This window comes from Sorangium sp. So ce131 (assembly GCF_051519095.1).
Classification (GTDB): Bacteria; Myxococcota_A; Polyangia; order Polyangiales; family Polyangiaceae; genus Sorangium.
Window position 1 is genome coordinate 8,887,975 of the sequence record NZ_CP150455.1, and the last position, 21,215, is coordinate 8,909,189.

At 69.4% G+C, this 21,215-nt stretch carries 11 protein-coding genes; 4 read left to right on the forward strand and 7 right to left on the reverse strand.

What is annotated here, in order from left to right; translation table 11 throughout:
* Nucleotides 1-140: 140 nt before the first annotated feature.
* The 4 genes from WMF43_RS32025 to WMF43_RS32040 form a co-directional block, all read right to left on the reverse strand.
* Nucleotides 141-755 (reverse strand): TetR/AcrR family transcriptional regulator, encoded by a 615-nt coding sequence (locus WMF43_RS32025; RefSeq protein WP_437670562.1) that lies wholly within the window; start codon nt 753-755, stop codon nt 141-143.
* A 223-nt stretch (nt 756-978) separates the two neighbouring features.
* Nucleotides 979-4,209, reverse strand: a complete 3,231-nt coding sequence (locus tag WMF43_RS32030; RefSeq protein ID WP_437670564.1) for a type 2 lanthipeptide synthetase LanM family protein — start codon at nt 4,207-4,209, stop codon at nt 979-981.
* 109 nt (nt 4,210-4,318) lie between these two features.
* The gene (locus tag WMF43_RS32035) at nt 4,319-4,534 is read right to left on the reverse strand and encodes a mersacidin/lichenicidin family type 2 lantibiotic (protein ID WP_437670566.1); all 216 of its coding nucleotides are present in this window, start codon (nt 4,532-4,534) and stop codon (nt 4,319-4,321) included.
* A gap of 194 nt (nt 4,535-4,728) precedes the next feature.
* The gene (locus WMF43_RS32040) at nt 4,729-5,778 is read right to left on the reverse strand and encodes a hypothetical protein (RefSeq protein ID WP_437670568.1); all 1,050 of its coding nucleotides are present in this window, start codon (nt 5,776-5,778) and stop codon (nt 4,729-4,731) included.
* A gap of 664 nt (nt 5,779-6,442) precedes the next feature.
* Between WMF43_RS32040 and rph the strand changes: the two genes are divergently transcribed.
* Nucleotides 6,443-9,061 carry a rifamycin-inactivating phosphotransferase gene (gene rph, locus WMF43_RS32045; RefSeq protein WP_437670570.1) on the forward strand — a complete coding sequence of 873 codons (2,619 nt, stop codon included), beginning with the start codon at nt 6,443-6,445 and terminating at the stop codon, nt 9,059-9,061.
* A 692-nt stretch (nt 9,062-9,753) separates the two neighbouring features.
* Nucleotides 9,754-11,337, forward strand: a complete 1,584-nt coding sequence (locus WMF43_RS32050; protein WP_437670572.1) for a serine/threonine protein kinase — start codon at nt 9,754-9,756, stop codon at nt 11,335-11,337.
* 188 nt (nt 11,338-11,525) lie between these two features.
* On the opposite strand, the gene WMF43_RS32055 is transcribed toward WMF43_RS32050, so the two are convergent.
* Nucleotides 11,526-12,464 (reverse strand): PEGA domain-containing protein, encoded by a 939-nt coding sequence (locus WMF43_RS32055; RefSeq protein WP_437670574.1) that lies wholly within the window; start codon nt 12,462-12,464, stop codon nt 11,526-11,528.
* 298 nt (nt 12,465-12,762) lie between these two features.
* Here WMF43_RS32055 and WMF43_RS32060 point away from each other — a divergent pair, with 298 nt between their 5' ends.
* Entirely contained in the window at nt 12,763-15,894 is a 3,132-nt protein-coding gene (locus tag WMF43_RS32060) for a hypothetical protein (protein ID WP_437670576.1), read from the forward strand.
* A 207-nt stretch (nt 15,895-16,101) separates the two neighbouring features.
* Here the strand turns inward: WMF43_RS32060 and WMF43_RS32065 are convergent, their stop codons facing one another.
* Together WMF43_RS32065 and WMF43_RS32070 are read right to left on the reverse strand one after the other, a co-directional pair.
* A complete protein-coding gene (locus WMF43_RS32065; protein ID WP_437670578.1) occupies nt 16,102-18,468 on the reverse strand; it encodes a hypothetical protein in 2,367 nt (788 codons plus the stop codon).
* Nucleotides 18,469-18,707: 239 nt separating this feature from the next.
* The gene (locus WMF43_RS32070; protein ID WP_437670580.1) at nt 18,708-20,075 is read right to left on the reverse strand and encodes a glycoside hydrolase family 16 protein; all 1,368 of its coding nucleotides are present in this window, start codon (nt 20,073-20,075) and stop codon (nt 18,708-18,710) included.
* A gap of 333 nt (nt 20,076-20,408) precedes the next feature.
* Here WMF43_RS32070 and WMF43_RS32075 point away from each other — a divergent pair, with 333 nt between their 5' ends.
* Nucleotides 20,409-21,173 carry a hypothetical protein gene (locus WMF43_RS32075; protein WP_437670582.1) on the forward strand — a complete coding sequence of 255 codons (765 nt, stop codon included), beginning with the start codon at nt 20,409-20,411 and terminating at the stop codon, nt 21,171-21,173.
* Nucleotides 21,174-21,215 lie beyond the last annotated feature (42 nt).

The following is a 21,215-nucleotide window of genomic DNA, read 5'->3' on the forward strand; positions in this document are numbered from 1 at the left end:
GGGGGCGCCGTTCACCCCTGGCGCGCCGTGAGCACGTCACGGCCGGAGGTCCGCGGCGCGGCGCGATCGTGCGCTCGGCGCGCGGCGCCCCGCCGGCGCGGCAGCGGCGCGGCGGATCCCCCTCGCGGCGCGCCGGCCGTCTACCTGCTCGCGGAGGCGCCGGTCAGAAAGAGCGCGGCGGTCCGCTGGAGCGCTGTGCTGAGCGGCAGCGCCGGATCGGCGAGCCAGGCGATCGTCGTCGTGAACAGCTGACCGAGCAAGAGGCTGCAGAGCCACTCCATCGGGAGCTCGCGCCGGAGCTCGCCGCGATCGGCCGCCAGGCGGAAGCGCTCGGTGAGCAGGCTGCCGACCGGGCTCATGTCCGCGGGGGGCGTGCGCACCATGCCTTTGCGGATCATCGCCGCGGCGAGATCCGGCACGAGCGAGCTGTCGCGCTCCCACTCCGTGCCGAAGGCGGCGCACAACGTGTCCAGGAGCCCACGCAGCGGCGCGTCCTCGGGGAGCGCCGAGAGCGCGGCGACGACGCGCTGATCGAGCTCCCGGTGGTGCTGGAAGAGCACGTCGTCCTTGGTGGGGAAGTGGAAGTAGAACGATCCGTGGCTGACGCCCGCCAGCCTGGCGATGTCCTCGATGCGGGCGGTCGCGAAGCCGTCGCGCCGGAAGACGGCGATGGCCGCCTCGTAGATGCGCTGCCGCGTGTCCTCGCGCTGGCGATCCCGCACCGTGGAGCCAGCCTTCACCGGACGAGGAGCCATGGACCGATGCCGCCTTGGGGCGAGATCTATCGGAGAACCCGGCTCCGCTCCAGCGCGGATCGTCCGTCCTTGGTAGATCGATCGGTCCGCTGACATTCGTCATTGACGTATGTCAATGGTTTTTCGCCGGCCCGCCGTCAACAAGGAAGAGCTTGATTGAGCGGTCCGGACCCGCCCGCCGCCCGTGGTCCGCTCGGACAATCGATCGCCGAGGCATCCGAGCTCAGGAGGACCGCGCGGGAGGCGGCGCGAGGAGCAGCACGGACGGCACGACCGTGGGCTCGGCGAGCCGCAGCAGCCCGTAACCGATCCCGGCGATACCCACCATCAGCCCCGGCTCCTCGGCCGCGAGCGGCAGGCCGCAGATCGGCCCGTCGCGATCCAGGCTGTCGAGCAGCACGGCGGCGCGGCGATCGGCCTCGGCCCGGTACCTCGGTTCGTCGAGCACACGGGCAGCCTCGGCGAAGAGCTCGATGTTCCCGAGATCGCCGTGGCAGAGGCTGTGATCCGACGCGTACCGTTGCTGGAGCGTCAGCTCCAGCGCGGCGAGCACCTCGGCGCGCGCCGTCTCGTCGCCGTCCGCCGCGACGATCGGCAGGCGGGACAGCCCGATCCCTGGCGCCCCGTGGCACCACGCCGTCTCGTAGCTCGGCTGTGACAACGATGCGCCCTCGGACTTGCGCCAGTCGGGCCAGCCTTTCCCGGGCACGAACGCGCCGCGCTCGTAGGCGAGCGCCTGCTGCGCGGCCGCCTTGAAGCGGGCCTGCCCCGTCGCTCTCGCGAGCGCGTGGAGCGCCCACGCCACGCCAGCCGCGCCGTGCGCGAAGCCCGTGAGCGGCGCGAGGACCTCCTCGGGGCACGGCCACGCGACGCCCTTGCCGGCGGGCTGTGCGCGCTCGAGCAGGTGCGCGCCGCACGCGACCGCCGCGCGCAGCGCCGCTTCGGACGGCGCGACGGCGTGCAGGCCGAGCAGCGCCGCGATCGCGCCGGCCGCGCCGCCCACCAGATCGAGCTGCACATCCTCGGGGACGAGCGCCTCGATGCGCGCGGCGATCGCCGCGGCGTCGGCGAGGAGCGCGGGATCGCCCCACAGGACCCCGAGGTGCGTCGAGGCGTAGAGCAGCGAGCCCCAGCCCTCGAACGCTCCGATGCCCCGCACGCTCGCCGCGCCGCGCTCCATGCTCTGGTGGGCTTGCCGGAGCGTCGCGTGCGCGAGCGCGGCCGCCTGCGCATCCCCCGTGACCGCGCCCGCGTAGCCGAGGAACAGCGCGATCCCGCTGGCGCCGCTGTAGAGATTGTTCTCCACCGAGCCGAAGCTCCACCGGTCGCCGCGCAGCGTCACGCCGTAGTAGATAAGCTCGTTGTCCGCATGCGCGAGCGCGCCGATACGCTCGCTGATCCTGCGCGCGGCCCGGAGCAAGCGCGAGCGCGCGATCGGCGCCGCCGTGTCCGCAGGCGGGCGGCGCGGGCGGCGGCGGCCCGTCGTCGCGCGCGTCTCCAACGTCGCGAGGGAGGCGCGCAGGAACCAGATCTGCCGGTCGAGGTCGCGCTCGTCGAAGCTGCGGAGATGCCGCAGGACTTGCCGGTAGCTAGGCTCGTCGAGCACCCCCTCGATCGGACGGCCCATGCTGTCGCGGAGCGTCGTCTCGCTCGGCGTCGTGAAGAACATGGGGATGTCGCCGCGCCACAGATCCTCGCGCTCGGAAGAGATGAGCTTTGCCAGCGAGGGCACGCTCGCGACGTCGTTCCACAGCCTGTCGAGCGCTCGATCGCGATCGAGCGCATCGCGGAGCAGGTTCGGATGGCGAGACTCGTAGCGCAGCACGGCGTAGCGCTGCGAGCTGCGGACGATCACGCGCACCTCGTCGTGCGCGAAGCGGGCGATCGGGCCGTCCTGTGCGAGCAGCGCGTCGCGCAGCGCGACCACGAGCCGGTACGCCGCCGAGAAGCCAGCGACGATGTCGTCGATGTAGTCGATCACGTCGATGTGGGCGCCGTTCAACGTCGCCCGGTTGTGGCCAGCGTTCAGGCCCATGACCTTACGCGTGAAGCGCAGCCGATCGGTGCCTTCCTCCTCCCAGGTGGGTATTCCTACCGAGGTCTTCTGTCCGGGCGGGGTGCCGAGCCCGCTGATGTCCACGCCCGAGAGGCCGATGTCGTCGCTCGCCGAGGGCAACAGGCCAGATCGCAGGACGGACCTGTAGAAGGACCCGTCCGTGGGCGCAGGCACATCCCTGCGTGGGCTCGGGTACGGATGGAACAACGTCTCCAGATCGATGAGCACGGGGTGCTCGCCCACGGCGATCACGTTCTCGTAATGGAAGTCCGTTGCCCCCAGCATGTAGGTCAGGAGCACCAGCGCTCCCTGCCGGCGGTAGAACCGGCGCACCTCGTCCTCGGAGGCGCACGTGGCGGGCGTCGCGTGCTCGAGCCAGCCATAGGCGCCGCGATCGAGCACCGTGAGCTCCCGCAGCGCGGGGTCGAGGCCGCGCGCGTTCAAGAAGGCCACGAGCTCCTGAAAGTGGACATCGACCGCCAGCGCCTTGGGCTTGTAGACGAGCTTGAGGCCTGACGAGAAGCGGAGCAGCAGGACCGATCGGCCCTGGCGGTGCGCATCGCCCGCGCCGGTCTCGATGCGGACGAGCTCGCCGGGGTCGGAGGACGGACAGTATGCAGCGCGGATCACCTCCCAATCGGCGATCAGGTGGCGGAGGAACTCGAGGCCGTAGGCGACCCATTGATCGACGCAGACGACGAGGTCCTTCGCGAGGACCGGGTACTCCCGGAAGATGGCGAGCACGACCGCAGGATCGCGCAGCCGTTCGAGGAAGCTCGCGAACCGCTGCTCGGGCGTGTCGCCGGAGAGCAGGCCCTGCATGCGGGCCACGTGCATCTCCAGCGCGAATGTCCGATCCATCACGGCCAGCATCGCGCCTGGCAGATCGAGCAGCCACAGCCGCTCGGCCACCGCGGGATCGAACGGCACGAACGGGGCCGCCTCGACGAGCGCGTGGAGGCCCTCGCGCAGGCGGGCGCGGGCCCGCCGGAGCAGCGGCTCCACGGCGACCAGGAACCCCGCGGCGCCGCGGATACGATGATCGAGGCGCTCGGTGTCATGGAGGAAATCCTCCACGGAGACGTCGGAGGGACGCTCGTACGCGGCGACGAGGCCCGGCACGAACGACGGCGGCCCGCCCGCGCGTTCGTGCACCATGGAGGCCCGCTCTCCCACGAGGCGCCTCCACTCCTCCTCGACCAGCCCCTCGGAAGCGAGCTTCTGTGCGAAGAGGGAGGTGTCGGTGAAGGGCGCCTGCGCGCGCCAGCGCCGCGCCCGCTCCGACTCCAGCGGATCTTCTGCTGCGCCGGCGCCGGGGCGCGCGCGCAGGAGGACCAGCCGCTCCTTCAGGGCTGTGGCCTTTTGCCAGTCGGGTACATCGAACAGGCGCGGGGTCATGACGGAGAGCCTCCGGTGAAGTCAGAGAGAAAGGCGCGTCGGATGGGCGCCGCGTGCCCCGCGGCGCCCATCCGACACATGGCTTATGCCTCGGCGAACGCGGTCAGCATCACATCGCGCAGACGCAGATGCTCTTGGTCGAACAGATACACCACGAAGCCGGCTGGGTGATCTTCGCCATCGCGCTCGCGCCAGCGCCGCCTGCAGCATCACCGAGCTCCACAGGACCCGCCGGGCTCTCCGGAAGGAGCGCACGTTCGGCGTCGCTGAGGCTCAGGCGGTAGGACTCGTCTTTCCAGGCGCGGATGATATCGATATTGGACATGGGATTGTTCTCCTTCGTACTGTCAAGATCCAGCTTTGGGCCGGACGCCACAGGTGAAACACGCCGCTGCCCGCGGGGCATCACGGCGCAAAGTCGACCAGCCGAACGCCGGTGCGTCGCGCGGCACGTCGCGCGGCAGAAGATAAGCAACGTGCATACCAGGCGAAGCTCCGCTCAGGTGCGGCCGGGCCGCGTCACGGGGTCAGGCCATCGTTCTGGGACTCGATGTGCCACAGCGTGTTCGAGCTGTCCCGCGCCAGGACCTGGTGTCGGCCCTGATCGAACGGCACACCGCCGACCACCGAGGGCGCGCTGCGGAACTGCTTGTTCAGGTCGCCTCGAATCGGCAGGATTCCGTGCTGCCCGTAGTCGTAGAGGAAGCCGGAGGTCTGGTAGATGAAGTCGCCGACTCGGTAGTAGAGCGTGCTGGTGAACAGCTGGTCGCCGTCCCACTCGAGCCCGGGCTCGCTGTCCGCCGTGGGCGCCGTGGCCGTGCTGCTCGCGAGCGGCAGCTGCTCGAACGTCGCAGCAGGACCGCCGGTGGCATCGACGAAGTTCGTGCCGTCGAAGAAGGTGTAGTAGAATCTGAACTGGGTAGAGCTGGCGTTCCTCGCGAGGACGACGATCGTGTACTTCTGCAGCCAGCTCTCCAGGAACGCGATCGCGGGAGTTCCGATCGCCGTCCAGCCTGCTGGCATGTCCGGCCCCTCTATCCTGTTGCTCCAGTTTTGGTTCGGATCCTTGTAGTAAGCATGGAGCTGGCCGTCGTCCGCGAGGAGGGTAACGACGACCTTGTCGTTGCGCGAAGCGATGGCCGGGCTCCCCCCGCTCGCGTACGTGTTGTCGTCGATAGCATTCCACGAGCTCGCGGTGGACACCGGTTCCGGGGGATTGGCCGTAGCCCCGCCCACCCACTTGCCGTAGCTCCAGAACAGCCTCCGGTCCGTCTGATTCAGGGGGTTCGTCGACCCGCGCGCCACCACGATGAAGTGCCTCTCGGAGCTGGTGGGGAAGATCATGGCACACGCAGGGCTCGTGCCGAACTTTCGCTGCGACGGCGTGTATTTCGCCCAGCTCGAGAACCCGGGCGTGTTGTCGCTGACCCCATACAGGAAGCCGCTCGAGGTGAGCGAGAAGGCGATGTAGGCGCGCGCCGCGTCGGTGCAGAGGGCCGGGTCCAACGTGGCGTTCGCCAGCGCCGGCAGCTGTCGCCAGCCTTTGAACTCTTCACCAGCGATATTCAATGCGGCGGGAGCGCTTCCAGGCTCCAGAGGCTCGTCCGCGCCCGGTCCCTCGACCCCGCCGCAAGCCCCCACGCTCGCCGACATGATGACCGCAGCAACGAGCGTCGAGCTCCTGCGAGGCGCGCGCAGGAGGCGGCGACGCCGCGGCTCGTTCCGATGAGCGCGCTCCAACCCAGTGTATTCCATGATGACTCCTTTCGATGCGACAGATCCGCGGCGACAAGACCCGACGTTCGCCCGGATCCGAAAGGGATGGCCCATGCCCCTGCCGAAGCTGGGTTGCAAAGCAACGTGTGTACCAGGCCCGTATGTCTGCCTGCGCGCCAGCGGCCGTCCCCGTCGCCAGCGCTCGGTGGCACGACGGCACGCCGTAACGGCGTGGCACGTGGAACGTGCCACTTGCAATGTGCCACGTGCCATCCGACCGGAGGTGTAGAGTTGCACCCCAAACATCCCCCTCGGTTCGGTGGCCGCGTGGATGGCGGTCGAGAACGCGAAGGGGCACGCCTGTGCGTGTGGGCGCGGTCAACGACGGCCTGAAATCCAGTCGTAGCGCCAGTTTGAACGGCGCGGAGGTTCGCGTTACAGTGGCGCCCTTCGACAAGGGGGGCGAGGCGATCCGTGGAAGCGAACGAGCTGCCGACGCCCCGATGGAGGTCAACGGATGCGAACCTATGTGCTTGGTCTCCAGGAGGCCGATCGAACGAAGGCCAAGGTGGTCGGGGGGAAGGGCGCGAACCTGGGGGAGCTGACCAGGATCGAGGGGATCCGCGTGCCCGCGGGCTTTTGCGTCACGACCGAGGCCTTCCAGCGGATCATGGGAGAAGCGCCGTCGATCGGCGGGTTGCTCGATCGGTTGTCGTTGCTCGAGGTGGAGGACCGGGACGGCATCCGCGAGCTCAGCGGCGAGCTGCGCCGGATCATCGAAGGGACGGCCATCCCTGAGGACGTGCAAGAGGCGCTCACCCAGGCGCTTTCCAGGCTCGGCGCGGACGACGCCCACGCCGTACGGTCCAGCGCGACCGCGGAGGATTTGCCGGGGGCTTCCTTCGCGGGCCAGCAGGATACGTATCTGAACGTGATCGGGGCGCAGGCGATCCTCCAGCACGTCCGCCGGTGCTGGGCATCGCTCTTCACCGACCGGGCGGTGACCTACCGGATCCAGCACGGCTTCGACCACCGCAAGGTCCACATGGCGGTGGTGGTGCAGAAGATGGTCTTCCCGCAGGCGGCCGGGATCCTCTTCACGGCCGATCCCGTCACGTCGAACCGGAAGGTGTCGTCGATCGAGGCAGGCTTCGGCCTGGGGGAGGCCCTGGTCGCCGGCCTGGCGAGCGCCGATCGCTACAGGGTGCGGAACGGCCAGGTCATCGAGAAGGCGATCGCCAGGAAGACGCTGGCCACGCGCGCCCTGGAGGAGGGCGGCACCGAAGAACGGGCGATCGAGCCCGAGCGGCAGGACGTGCAGGTGCTGACGGACGCGCAGATCCTGCGGCTCGAGCGCCTGGGCCGGCAGATCGAAGGGCATTTCGGCCATCCCCAGGACATCGAGTGGTGCCTGGTCGAGGAGGAGCTCCACATCGTCCAGAGCCGGCCGATCACGACCCTGTACCCCATCCCCGAAGCAGGTGCTCGAGGCAACCACGTCTACGTATCCGTCGGCCACCAGCAGATGATGACCGACCCGATGAAGCCCTTGGGGCTGTCCTTGTTCCAGTTGACCGCTGCTGGCCCCATGCACGCAGCGGGCGGCAGGTTGTTCGTCGATCCCACGAAGCAGCTGGCCTCACCGGCCAGCCGGGACGCCCTCCTGGATCTCATCGGGCGCTCCGATCCGTTCATCAGGGACGCCCTCTTGACCATCATCGAGCGGGGAGATTTCATCGAGCCGTTGCCCGACGATCCGACGGCCGCGCGTCCCGGCCCAGGCAAACAAGGGACGGCGCCCGGCCGCTTCGACGCGCAGGTCGAAGACGACCCGGCGCTCGTCGCGGGGTTGATCGAGCGCAGCCAGGCCGCGCTCGAGGAGCTGAAGCGCGACATCCGGACCAAGACCGGAACGGCGTTGCTCGACTTCATCGGGGAGGACATCCAGCGCTTGAAGAAGTCCTTGTCCGATCCACGGAGCATGGGCGTGATCATGGCGGCCATGAACGCTTTCTGGTGGATCAACGAGAAGATGATGGCGTGGCTCGGCGAGAGGAACGCCGCGGATACACTCTCCCAGTCCGTGCCGAACAACATTACGTCGGAGATGGGCCTGGCGTTGTTGCATGTCGCCGACGTGATCCGCCCTCATCCGGACGTGGTCGCTTATTTGCAGAACGTGAAGCACGAGGGCTTCTTGGATGAGCTGGCCGAGCTCGACGGCGGGCGGGAAGCCCGGGACGCCGTGAGGGCTTACCTCGACAAATACGGCATGCGATGCGCCGGGGAGATCGACATCACGAGAGCCCGCTGGAGCGAGAAGCCGACGACCCTGGTCCCCTTGCTCCTGAGCAACGTCAAGAACTTCGAGCCTCATGCCGGCGAGCGGAAGTTCGAGCAGGGGCGGCAGGAGGCCTTGCAGCAAGCGCGCGTGTTGCTGGGCCGGTTGAGGCAGCTGCCGGATGGGGAGCAGAAGGCCAGCGAGGCCCAGCGGATGATCGACCGGCTCCGGAGCTTCCTCGGTTATCGCGAGTATCCGAAGTACGGCATCGTCAACCGCTACTTCGTTTACAAGCAGGCCTTGCTGCAGGAAGCCGAGCGGCTCGTGCAGGCCAACGTGATCCGCGACGTTGAAGACATCTACTACCTCACGTTCGACGAGCTTCGCGAGGTCGTGCGCACGCATCAGCTGGACGACCAGCTCCTCAGCAAACGGAAAGCCGAACACGAGCTCAACAAGAAGCTGACGCCGCCGCGCGTCATCACGTCCGATGGGGAGATCGTGGGAGGTGCGTACAAACGAGGCGGTCTCCCCGCCGGAGCCATCGTCGGCCTACCGGTCTCCTCCGGCGTCGTCGAGGGACGAGCTCGCGTCCTCTTGGACATGGCCGATGCGGACCTGGAGGCGGGGGACATCCTGGTCACCACCTTCACCGACCCCAGCTGGACGCCCTTGTTCGTGTCCATCAAGGGCCTGGTGACCGAGGTGGGGAGCCTGATGACCCACGGCGCGGTGATCGCCCGGGAATACGGCTTGCCGGCCGTCGTCGGCGTGGAGAATGCGACCAAGTTGATCCGGGACGGGCAACACATCCGCGTGCATGGAACCGACGGGTATGTCGAGATCCTGACATGAGGAAGGCGCGGCCTTCCGGCAGAGGCCGCGGGACACATCGAGCGAATCGGCACGGAGATTGAGCGCCGGTGGCGCGATCGCTCGTGCTTCTCGTGATGGTTTATCGAAACATTCTCGTGTATCTGCAGCACATCGGCGGGCGGCCCGCTGACCAGCGGGCGATGGCCGAAGGCGACCCGGACTTGACTCCGATGTTGACGGGGTAGGAACCAAGACATGATCCGAAAGTCAAGCTCCTCGTCGCGACCGTCCCACCCATCATACAGCCGCGCTGCACGCGCTGATTAAAAGCCGTCTTGGACGCAGGCTAGACGGGGCCGAAGGTCGGGCGCCAAGGGGAAGGTCGGGTCCGCGTTCATCGTCAGCGAGCCAACACCTCTCGACACGTCGACGATGCAGGCTGCCGGCTCACGGTCGCGCTCGCGTGGGCGCCCGTTCCAGCCTCCTGAAAAAGCAACGTTGTATCTACAACTCATCCATGCACTAAACGGGCCGCCTTCACCCCACGACCTGCGGACGCGGCAGCTGCCACCTGCGAAGCGCCGCCGCCGGCTGCCGGTCAATGTAAGGGGATGGGGGCGTGGGTGCGACAGCCGCGACTCGTCTCCGACGTGTTTCTTCTCGCTAGGCACTTGCTTGGTTTCGTCACACACTCGTACAGTTCAGGGAACTTAGTAGACATCCTGAGTAGCGTGAACACTGCGCCGAACATCTTACCGAGCACCCCGGCCGAGCTCGGTCCCGGGTCCGTGCTGGGTCGTTACGAGCTGCTGCTGCCGATCGCATCAGGCGGCATGGCCATGGTGTGGGCGGCGCGGCTGAAGGGAACGCGCGGCTTCCAGAAGATCGTCGCCGTGAAGACGATGCTGCCGAAGCTGTCCGAGGACGACCAGTTCGAGCGCATGTTCCTCCTGGAGGCGTCGCTCGCGTCCCAGATCCGCCACCCGCACGCCGTCGAGATCCTCGATCTCGGCGAGCAGGACGGCGTGCTGTTCCTGGCGATGGAGTGGATCGACGGCGTTCCGCTCAGCCAGGTGATGAAGGTCGCGAAGAGGCGGAACGGCGTGCCGATCCCGATCGCCTTGCGCATCGTGGTGCAGGCCTGCGCCGGCCTGCACGCCGCGCACGAGCTCAAGGACAACAGCGGCAACCTCGTCGGCCTGGTGCACCGCGACATCTCCCCGCAGAACATCCTGGTCACGTACGACGGCGTGGCCAAGGTGGTGGACTTCGGCGTGGCCAAGGCCACCGCGTTCAACGACAGCACGACGCAGGCCGGCCAGCTCAAGGGCAAGGTGAGCTACACGGCGCCGGAGCAGGTGCGCGGCGACGCGATCGACCGGCGCGTCGACGTGTTCGCGATGGGCATCGTGCTCTACGTGCTCACCACCGGCAAACACCCGTTCCGCAAGGAATCCGAGGGCGCGACGCTGTTCGCCATCTCGTCGCCGGAGCCGGTGGTGGCGCCGCACACGTTCCAGCCCGACTACCCGGCCTCGCTCGAGGCCGTGCTGCTGCGCGCGCTCGAAAAGGATCGCGACCAGCGCTACGCCACGGCCAACGAGCTGCGGCGAGCGCTCGACAAGGCGCTGCCGCCCAACCAGCGCGCCGCCGACGAGGACGTCGCCAGTTTCATCCGCGAGCTGTTCGAGGAGCAGCACCAGCAAACGCGCGCGGCCCTCACCGAAGCGCTGGAGCGCGCCGACCGCAATCCGCCGAGCGGCAACCTCGGCCTCTCCGACGTGACCGGCACGAGTCACTCGGTGGTGAGCGCCTTCAACGCCGTCGACATCCGCCGCGCGCCCCCGGGCGAGGTGGGAACGACCACGCCCGACGACGAGATCCCTCCGTTCGCGCGCACCAAGAGCCGCGTGCCGCTCGCCGTCGTGACCCTCGCGCTCGTCGCCGCCGGCGTGTTCGCCGTGCTGCAGCTCCAGAGCGCCGACGCACCATCCCCTCTTCCTTACGTCGCCGCGCCCGCCGCCCCGGCGCCGGCGCCTCCCAACGCCGAGGCGCGGGCGCCCGCGCCTCCCAACGCGGAGGCGCCGGCCCCCGCGTCTCCCAACGCGGCGGCCCCCCCTGCGACCGAGCCCGGCGCGCCCCCGGGCGAGCCGTCTGCCCCCGTCCCGGCCAGCACAGCGACGGCCTCGCGCCCGGGGTCACACGCGAGCCCAGCGCCCCGCCGTCAGAGCAAGCCCGCCGAGCAGACCAAGTCGCCGAGCCCGACGCCAAACCCCGCGCCGACCAGGTCGTGGAAGCACGATCCGGGGTTCTAGGCTCTGTCTGACGAGCTGCTGCGCGGCCGGATCCGTCGGTCGCGCTCGCTCGAAACACGGCACGTCGTGCGCTGCGGGCTCATCCGTGTCGTTCGGCTCGCTGCAGCGTACTTTCGTACCCTCACTCGCCTGCTTAACGGCTGAGCCCGCATCCCATGAATCTGCAACCCCGCTCTGACACAACCCCCTCAGAATACTCCTGAGAGACTCGCGCCTATCTCGGATCCGCCCGCGACGGGCACGAGCTCGAGCGAGGTCTTCGCGGGCTCTTTTGGCTTCTTCTGAAGGAGCAAGATCGCGGTCGCCGTGCCGACCGCGGCGACGCCGACGCCGAGCGCCACCTGCGCGCCGTAGTGGTAGAATTTGAGGTCGTCGTAGCGCGACCCCATGGAGGGCGGGCACGACTTGCCGCCCGGACCGCAGGCGTCTTCCAGATCCTGGAGCGCTCCCTGGCGGAGCACGAACAACACCCCGGAGCCGATCAGGCTCGCGGCGCCGACGCCCCCGACGACGTACGGCACCACCTTGGACGGCGGCTTCTCCTGCAAGGCGCCCGCCTGGATCAGCAGCTCTTGCGGCAACGCTTCGAGCGTGACCTCGACGCGCGTCACCCCGTCCTCCTTCAGCTCCACCGTTTGTTGAAACGGCTTGAAATTGGGAGCCTTGGCGGTGAGCGCGTGAGGCCCGGGATCGAGCGGCACCTCGACGCCGACGGACGTACCGCCGAGGGCGACGCCGTCGAGCGCGATGGCCGCGGAGGCCGCCCCTTTGCCGCGCACGATGACGAGCCTCGGGATCCGGGCGCGCAGCCGGCCGATCGACTGCTCGACCTCGGCCCGGAAGTCGGGCCCCACGGCGTCGGCCTCCGCGAGCGCCAGCTCGTAGCCGCCGAGCGCGGCCACGAGCCGCCCCAGATTCTCCTCGCACACGGCGATGTGGAAGCGAACCTGCGGCGTCATCCGCACCTGACCGACCTCGCGGAACCGCTGCAGGGCCGCGGCCCAGTTGCCGGCCTGCTCGAGCTCGGTCGCCTGCTGGAACTGCGCGCGAGCTTGCTTGAGCTCGTCGGCGTCCTGGGCGAGCGCGGGCGCCTCGAGCAGCAGCAGCGCCGCTGCGACGAGGAACATTCGTGGAAAATTCCGCAGCGCTGCGACGCGGAACATCCGTGGAAAATTCCTCACCGCTGCGACGCGGAACATTCGTAGAAAATTCCTCATGCTACGTTGACCATAGTGACTTGACGTCTCCGCTCCTGTCAACGTGGCGGCGCGGCCTTCGCGGCGCGCGACGCCGCGCCGCGTCGTCGTCGGAGGTGCGAGCGCGCCGGCAGAGCCCCGGGCGCGGATCCTGGCGCGGCCTCGATTTGTGGCCGCGAAATCCGCCAGAGGATGGTACTTTTCTCGCTGGATGTCGACCCCGAGCTTTATGCGTTGCTTCGCGCTGCTCCGCGCGTTCCTGGCCGCCGCGCTGACGGCGGGGCTCTTCGCTGTTTCGTGCAGCGTGCCGGACTTCGCGTTCACAGACGGGCCCGTCCCGGCGCACTGTATCGACGACACGCAGTCCGACGGCGAGACGGGCCTGAACTGCGGCGGCGAGTGTGCGCCATGCCCGCTCGGCTCCGGCTGCGCCGCGAGCCGCGACTGCGCCGAGGGCGAGTGCATCGACGCCGTTTGCCAGGAAGCGGGTTGCATGAACGACGCCCGCGACGGCTCGGAGTCGGACATCGATTGCGGCGGCAGCTGCGACAAGAAGTGCACGACCGGCCAAACCTGCAACGAGGCCAGCGACTGCGAGAGCGGCGTGTGCCAGGAGAGCCAATGCGTCGCGGCGACCTGCACCGACGGCGTGCCCAACGGCACCGAGAGCGACGTGGACTGCGGCGCCAACTGCGAGGGCTGCCAGGACGGCAAGAGTTGCCGCTCGAGCAGGGACTGCCTCAGCAACGATTGCATCGACGAGGTGTGCGGCCCCACCTGCCCGGATGGCTACGCCAACTGCGATCGCCAGTCCGGGGGTGAGTGCGAGGTGAACGTGCGCACCGACGCGGACAACTGCGGCAGCTGCGGCCAGAAGTGCACGCTGCCGCACGCGACCGCGGAGTGCCAGGGCGGCGCCTGCAGGGTCGACGAGTGCGTGGCGCCTTTCGCCGACTGCGACGGCGATCCCGAGAACGGCTGCGAGGTGAACACCTCGACCGACTCGAGCCACTGCGGCGGGTGCAACGAGCTGTGCCCGGCCGAGCACGGCGACGCGTCGTGCGAGGGGTCGGAGTGCAAGATCGCGTGTGACGAGGGCTACAGCGACTGCAACGGCGACATCGTCGACGGCTGCGAGAGGCTGATCACCCGCGACGTGCTCAACTGCGGCGGGTGCGGCAACCCGTGTGTGCCCACGGCGGGCGGCAGGCCCTGGTGCCGCAACGGCGTGTGCGGCGAGACGGTTTGCCCGGCCGGCAAGGGCGACTGCAACGGCGATCCCGAGGACGGCTGCGAGGTGGATCTGGCCGCCGATCCGGAGAACTGCGGCACGTGCGGCGGCCTGTGCACGGTCGCCAACGGCACCGGCAAATGCACGGCCACCGGCTGCGCCATCGACAGCTGCGACCCGGGCTTCGCCGACTGCGGCGGCGGCTACAGCGACGGCTGCGAGACCAACACGGAGACGAGCCTCGGCCACTGCGGCGGCTGCGGCGAGGTCTGCACCGTCGCCGGCGGCACCCCCAAGTGCGAGGGCGGCGACTGCCAGGTGAGGACCTGCAACAGCGGGATGGGCGATTGCGACGGCAATCCGGACAACGGCTGCGAGACGAACATCAACTCCAACCAGACCCACTGCGGCGCCTGCGCGGCCGCCGGCGGCGTCGACTGCAACACCATCTACGCGAACGCCACCGCGACCTGCCAGAGCGGCACCTGCAACTTCGTCGGCTGCAAGGCGGACTACGCCAACTGCAACAGCTCGCTGACCGACGGCTGCGAGGCCAACGTCAGGACCGACGAGGTGCACTGCGGCGACTGCAGCACCCAGTGCAACACCATCCACACCACCAGCAACCAGTGCGTCGACGGCACCTGCAACCCGGTGTGCACGACCGCGCAGTACGACGACTGCGGGGTGCCGAAGAACGGCTGCAACATCGACCTGTGGAACGACGAGAACAACTGCCTCGGCTGCAACCTCGTGTGCCAGAGCGGGACCAGCGCCCACGTCGTCAGCAACACCTGCAGCGCGTCGGGCTGCAACCCCGTGTGCTCCGGAGCCTACGAGAGCTGCGACGGCAACGTGAACAACGGGTGCGAGACGGACACCGCCACGAACGCGAGCCACTGCGGCGATTGCGGCCGGGTGTGCAGCACCGCCGCCGGCGCGCACGTGACCAGCAACAGCTGCCGGTCCGGCGACTGCCAGCCGGCGTGCAGCGGCCTGTGGCGCAACTGCGACGGCAACGGCACGAACGGCTGCGAGAAGGACACCTCCAGCGACATCAACGCCTGCGGCGATTGCGGCACCCGGTGCCTTCAAGCGCACGCGAGCGCCACCACCTGCACGGGCGGCGCCTGCGTGCCCACCTGCAGCGCGGGCTGGAAAGCGTGCGCGAACCCGGAGAACGGCTGCACCACCCAGCTCGGGACCGTCAGCAACTGCGCTGACTGCGGCGACGTGTGCAGCAGCATGAACGCGAGCGCCGTCGCCTGCACCGCCGGCACCTGCGTGCCCACCTGCAACGCGGGCTGGAAGGCTTGCGGCGACCCCGGTGACGGCTGCACCACCCGGCTCGGCACCGCCAGCAACTGCGGCGACTGCGGCCACGTGTGCTCGGGAGCGAGGCCCATCTGCTCGAGCGGCAACTGCGTGGTCACGCCGGACATCATCGTCGTCAACTCGGACAAGACCGGCATGACGAACGCCAGCGGGGCCTCGACGCCGATCATCACCATGACCCACACGCTGGAGACGCTGCCGGGCAACGATCGCATGGTCCTGCTCGGGGTCGTCGCCTCCGAGAACTCGCTCGTGCCGGTGAGCGTCACCTACGCCGGCGTGGCGATGACGCTCTTCAACGCGCAGCAGGTGCCGGGCGAGCTCAACGCAGCGGCGCGCATCTACTACCTCCTGGACAGCCAGCTGCCGACCACCACCGGCGACAAGTCCGTGGTGGTGCGGATGGCGAACTCGAGCAGCTGGGGCGTGTACTTCGCCAACGTGGTGGAGCTGAAGGGCGTGCATCAGTCGAACCCGTTCGCGAGCACCACCACGACCGGCATCCACGCCAGCGCGACCGACTGCGGCGCCTCGGCGTCCCGAGGGGTCAGCACCGACTTCAGCGCGACCGGCTCGTTCGTGTACACGGTGATGGCGGCGCGCAACGGCAACGCCGGCGCCACCATGAACCTCGAGGCGGCGACCTCCACCATGAACCTGCGCCAGACCTCTCCGGCGACGATGGTCGCGCTGGCCGGCTACCTCGTGGCCAACTCCAACACCACCCTCTCCTGGACGATGGGCGGCTGCTGGAGCACCGCCGGCGTCGGCGTCGCCGTGCGGCGCGCCGGCTGAACAGCGCGATGAAGACCCACATCTCCGGCAGCACCACGGCCTTGCCCACGATGCGCGGGTAGACGCTCCTCGGCCCATCGCCAGAACGAAGAACACCGATCCGATCTTTTACATCGATGGCGCGCTGTGCCTGCTCCAGGCCCCGATCCGGGGCACGCGCGCATGCGGGCGGCGATTACCGTGGACGAGGGTTCTTGCTTTCGCCCGTCACGCGATATCGACGCAGGGCGAACAGGGCGCCGAGGCCGAGCGCGAGCATCCCCGGCGCGCCGGCCGGCGGCGAGGACGAGCCCACCGCGCAGGCCCCACAGCCGCCGCCGTCGCCGGGATCGTCGCCGGGCTGGCCCCCCGCGCCCGAGGTGCCGCCTCCGCCGGCGCCCGAGGTGCCGCCTCCGCCGGCGCCCGAGGTGCCGCCTCCGCCGGCGCCCGAGGTGCCGCCTCCGCCGGCGCCCGAGGTGCCGCCTCCGCCGGCGCCCGCGGTGCCGCCCGCGCTCGCGGTGTCACCGCCGGAGCCGCCCGCGCCTCCGCTCCCGACCGCGCCGTCGCCACCAGAGCCGCCCGCACCTGCGCTGTCGCCGCCGGAGCCAGCGGCTCCCCGTCCGGGCTCACCCGCCGCCCGCGCAGGATCCCGGGCTCGTGCCAGACCACGAGGTAGCTGTTGCTGCCGAACGCCACCTGCGGCGCCATGACCTCCGTCGCTTCGGTCGCGGGAGCGAGCGCGACCGCGGGGCCGGGCACGCCCTCCCCGTCGAGCCGCACCGCGGCCACCGCCAGGTCCTCGTAGTCGCAGCCGTTCGCCACGACCAGCGTGCCCGCGCCGTCCGACGCGACGGAGGGAGGGACCGAGTGGGGGGCCTGCGAGCAGACCGGCAGCTCGATCGACGCCGCGTCGAGCACGACGCCCCCCGGGCTCACCCGCACGGCCCTCAGAGGATTGTTGCTGTCCGCGCGCCAGCGCGCGAAGACAACGACGTAGTTGGCGCCGTCATAGGCGACGCTCACGGCGTCGACCGGCGCGCCGGTGAGCAGGATGCCGGCGGGGTCGAGGACCTCGCCCGACGCGGAGATCCGCGCCCCGTAGAGGCCCCGCCCGTCCAGGCTCGGCCAGCGGCTGTCGTTCCAGACGACGAAGAAGCTCTCCCCGTCCGACGCGGCGGCCCGCACCTCCTCGGCGTTGGCATGCGTCGCCAGCGTCAGCGGCGTCCTGTCGAGCGAGACGCCGTCTTCGCTGAGCCGCGCGGCCTTGATGCGGGCATGGGAAGACGGCGGGTCCGGCCAGTCCCGGAGCGCCCAGAGCGCGAGGGTGCCCGCCCCGTTCGAGCAGAGCGAGGGGCCCACGCCGCGCTCGAGCTCGGAGGCGAGCGGGGTGATCACCGAGCCGTCCGGATCGAGCTGCATGACGCGCACGGGAAGGGCGAACTCTCCGCCGTCGTCCGAGCCCACCTCGCTCCAGGCGATCACGGTGCGGGCGCCGTTGAAATCCGCGTCGACCGAGCCGATGCGCGTGAAATCCGCGCTCGACGAGCCGAGGAGGATCCCCTCCGGATCGAGCACCGTGCCCGAGGGGGTGACCCGCGCGGCGTGGACGTTGTTCGTGACGGTGGTCGAATCGCTGGTGCTCCACGCGACCACGTGGTTTGCGCCGTCGAAGCTCGCCGCCGCGTGGTTGCCCCGGCAGGACGTGGCAGGGAAGAGCGGGCCGATCGGCAGCCCCTCGGGGTCCAGCGTGACGCCGGACAGCGGGCTGACGCGGGCGCCGCGGACCTGGACGCCCAGGCCCTCCCGCCACCCGATCCAGGTCAGGAAATGGTGCTCGCCGTCGAACGACACGCTCACGAGCGGGCTTTCCAAATCGCCGCAGGCGACGCCGCTCACCACGAGCTTCCCGCCCGGATTGACGACAGCGCCGTCCGGGGTGACCTCCGCCCAGTAAATGCCGTTGCCAGCGCTGCCCCCGAGGCGCGCCCAGGCGACCACGTAGTTTGCCCCGTCGAAGCCGACCGTCGGGCCGTAGCTGTCGCCCCCCGCCGAGATCGCGAAGCCGTGAGGATCGAGCACCACACCGGCAGGGCTCACCCGCGCGCCGCGCACCTCGCCGGCGACGTCCGCGATGACCAGGAAGTTCGTGCCGTCGAAGGCGACACCGACGTTGTCGAGGTTCGGGTTGCCCGCCGCGGGCGGCGACGTGTCCTCGAAGATCCGGATGCCATAGGGATCCAGGACCGTGCCGTCGGCCGCGACCCGCGCGCCATAGACGGAGGGTCGCTGCGTGCGGACGTCGGTCCAGGCGACGAGGTAACGCGTCCCGTCGAACGCGGCCGCGGGACCGTAGCCCGGCGCCGCGCTCAGGATGGGCGCGTCGATCGCGATCTCCGGGAAGGCGCGCCGCGCGGCGTCGCCGCCGCGCGCTGCGGGCGCGATCTCCGCCGCGCGCGACACGGCGGGATCGATCTCCTGCGCCGGCGCGCGGGCGCACGCGGTGAGCGGGCCGGCCAGGAGGAACGGGAGTGGTCCGAGGAGCAGGGAGGGCCGGCTCCTCAGGAGCCATGGCGGACGGCGACCATGAATCTGCATCCTGCGAGGATAGAGCAGCCAGTGACGACGACAGATCGCGGAGCAGATCAAGCCAGCGCGGCGTCGAACAGGCGCGCGCAGCAGGGGGCAGCGGACATGGTGCGCCTGCGTGGGACACGGCGCTGGCGCGAGCAGATGGCCTCACGACGCTCGACGGCCGCACGATGCTTGGCGGCCGCGAGCCGGTCCACCACGGTGGCCGAGGGGCATCGTGAGCGCCGCGTCCCGCCTCGCGACGGTCAGAGGCGGATCAGCTCGACGTTATCCATGTGGATGAAGTTGGCCGGGTTGCCGGAGGTGGCCTTCGTGTGGAAGCCGAACTCCAGATAACCGCCCGTGACGTGAATCGCGGGCGTCTCGATCTGCGTCCAGCCCTCATGGGTCCCGACCGTCGTGTAGACGGGCGAGCACGAGCCGCACGTCTTGGCCTGGAGCCGGCTGAAATCGTAGCTGCCGGCTTTCTTCACCCACGCTCGGACCTTGTAGTCGCCCGTCGCGAGGCCCGAGCGCGTCTGGTACGTCCACACCTCGAACGGAGATCCATTGGTCCAGTGGGTGAGGTGGTAGGAGCCGGATTGCGCGCCGCCGTACGTCTCGCTGAAGCTCGCTGCCCCGGTGCCGTTCGGGCTCCAGTTGGTCCAGCCGGTCAACCCGGACTCGAAGCTCGGGTTGGTGAGGGAGATGCCGCTCGAGCCGCCGCCCTGCTGGTACCAGCGCACCCACTCGACCTCCATGGTCTTCGTGGTGCCCGACGGCAGATCGATGCTCGCGGGGCTCGGGTTGCCGTACCAGTTGCCGCCGATGGCGAGGTTCAAGAGGATATAGTGGTTCTGCTGGAACTCCGCCTCGTTATGGTAGTACGTGTTATTGGCCACGATGCTGCCGTCGAGCCTGAAGATCATGCTGCTCGACGACCACTCGACCTCGTAGACGTGGAAGGAATCGGCGAGGCTCGATCCGCGGCTCGCCCCGGTCCCCCAGTCCGCCTGCCCACCGTTCCACCAGTGGACCGCAGACTGCATCCAGGTGGGCTCGGTGGATCTCCACTCGAGGATGTCGATCTCGCCCGAGCGCGGCCACGCGTTGGCGCCGGAGTCGACGTTGGCGCCCAGGGTCCAGAACGCCGGCCACATCCCGTAGCCGGAGGGCACCTTGATGCTCGCCGCGATCTTGCCGTACCGTCGCTCGACCTTGCCCTTCGTGTGGATGCGGCCGGAGTAGAAGGAGCGCCCGCCGTACCCGGTGCACTGCGGCGCGGCCGGGTTGTCGCTCGTGCGCTGCGCGGAGAGGATCAGCTTGCCGTCGCGGACGGCGACGTTCGAGGCGCGCGGGTACTCGAGCTCTCCGGTGCCGAAGTTGCAATTGTTGGTGACCGGATCGTAGTTGCTCGTGAGCACGTTCCAGTTGGCTGTGTTCAGGCTCGATCCGTCGAACTCGTCCGACCACACGAGGTTCCACCCCGAGCCGGGGCCGTAGGACACCTCGGCGTACCCCTGGCTCGCCGTGTCCTCCGCGCCTTCCGGCTCGTCGGCCGCCGTGATGCACCCCACGAGAGTGCCGAAGCAAACCAACGTCAGCAGCGCTGTGCGACCATCTCTCCGACCCATGTGTCCTCCTCCGGTTTTCACGGCGATCTGCGTGCTTCGCTCGTGTCACTGCAGCTTGCAGCGTCCGTGCCTGTCAGTGCCGGTGAACGATTCCAGTCGCGACCAGGGCCGAGGTCGAATCGAGGCGAGAGCGGGGTCGACCGCGCGCGCTCGGGGCGATCCGGGAGATCACCCCCGGCGATCCGGGCGATCGCCGGGGGCCGGGATGTCGCCCTCCCCCGCGCTTGAACCGCCGCTTGCTCACAGGCATCATGCGAACCAGAGCGTGCAGCGTGACTGTACGACGGAGCGTCCAGCTGTGGAGCACATGGCGAGCAGCGCGGGAGGAACGTCATGAATCGACCGGAGCAGCTACACGAGCGGCTGGACGCGATCGGCCGTTCGCTCGAGAGCAGCGGCAAGGCGCTCGCGTTGATCGGGCTGGGCTCGATGGGCGTCGAGACCGCGCGGGCCGACAGGTACTCGGACCTCGACTTCTACGCCGTCGTGCGCCCCGGCCACAAGGCCGAGCTCCTCCGTGATCTGCGCTGGATGAGCGCGGCCCACCCCGTGGCGTGGAGCTTCCAGAACACGCCGCACGGCTACAAGCTGCTCTACGAGGACGGGATCTTCTGCGAGCTCGAGGTGTACGAGCCAGAGGAGCTGCCCAAGGTGCGCTACGCCGAGGGGCGATTCGTCTGGAAGGCGGGCGACTGCGATGAGTCCTTGCGGATCCCGGCCCAGGAGATCGCGGATCGACAGGAGCGGTCCGTCGCGTGGAGCGTGGGCGAGCTGGTGACCAACCTGTACGTCGGTCTATGCCGGTATCGGCGCGGGGAGAAGCTCTCGGCATACCGGTTCGTGCAGGGATACGCGGTCGATCGGGTGATGGAGCTGCTCCCGCACATCAGGACGCCCGAGCCGGTGCTCCGCGATCCGTTCGGCCGCGAGCGGCGCATCGAGCAGCAGTATCCGGACATGGCGGCTGATTTCGCCTCGTTCATGCAGGGCTACGAGAGGACGCCGGAATCGGCGCTTTCGCTCCTGCGCTGGGTGGAGCGGTACTTCCCCGTGAACCCCGCGATGCGCAGCCTCGTCGAGGAGCTCTGCCTGAGGTGAGGCACAGTCAGCGCAACGGCTCGACGTGGCCGGGTCGCGGAC

Bases quoted from the DNA above. Each gene is read 5' to 3' on its own strand.
- WMF43_RS32025 (WP_437670562.1), bottom strand. From the start codon at position 755: ATGGCTCCTCGTCCGGTGAAGGCTGGCTCCACGGTGCGGGATCGCCAG.
- WMF43_RS32030 (WP_437670564.1), bottom strand. From the start codon at position 4,209: ATGACCCCGCGCCTGTTCGATGTACCCGACTGGCAAAAGGCCACAGCC.
- WMF43_RS32035 (WP_437670566.1), bottom strand. From the start codon at position 4,534: ATGTCCAATATCGATATCATCCGCGCCTGGAAAGACGAGTCCTACCGC.
- rph (WP_437670570.1), top strand. From the start codon at position 6,443: ATGCGAACCTATGTGCTTGGTCTCCAGGAGGCCGATCGAACGAAGGCC.
- WMF43_RS32055 (WP_437670574.1), bottom strand. From the start codon at position 12,464: ATGTTCCTCGTCGCAGCGGCGCTGCTGCTGCTCGAGGCGCCCGCGCTC.
- WMF43_RS32060 (WP_437670576.1), top strand. From the start codon at position 12,763: ATGCGTTGCTTCGCGCTGCTCCGCGCGTTCCTGGCCGCCGCGCTGACG.
- WMF43_RS32065 (WP_437670578.1), bottom strand. From the start codon at position 18,468: ATGCAGATTCATGGTCGCCGTCCGCCATGGCTCCTGAGGAGCCGGCCC.
- WMF43_RS32070 (WP_437670580.1), bottom strand. From the start codon at position 20,075: ATGGGTCGGAGAGATGGTCGCACAGCGCTGCTGACGTTGGTTTGCTTC.
- WMF43_RS32075 (WP_437670582.1), top strand. From the start codon at position 20,409: ATGAATCGACCGGAGCAGCTACACGAGCGGCTGGACGCGATCGGCCGT.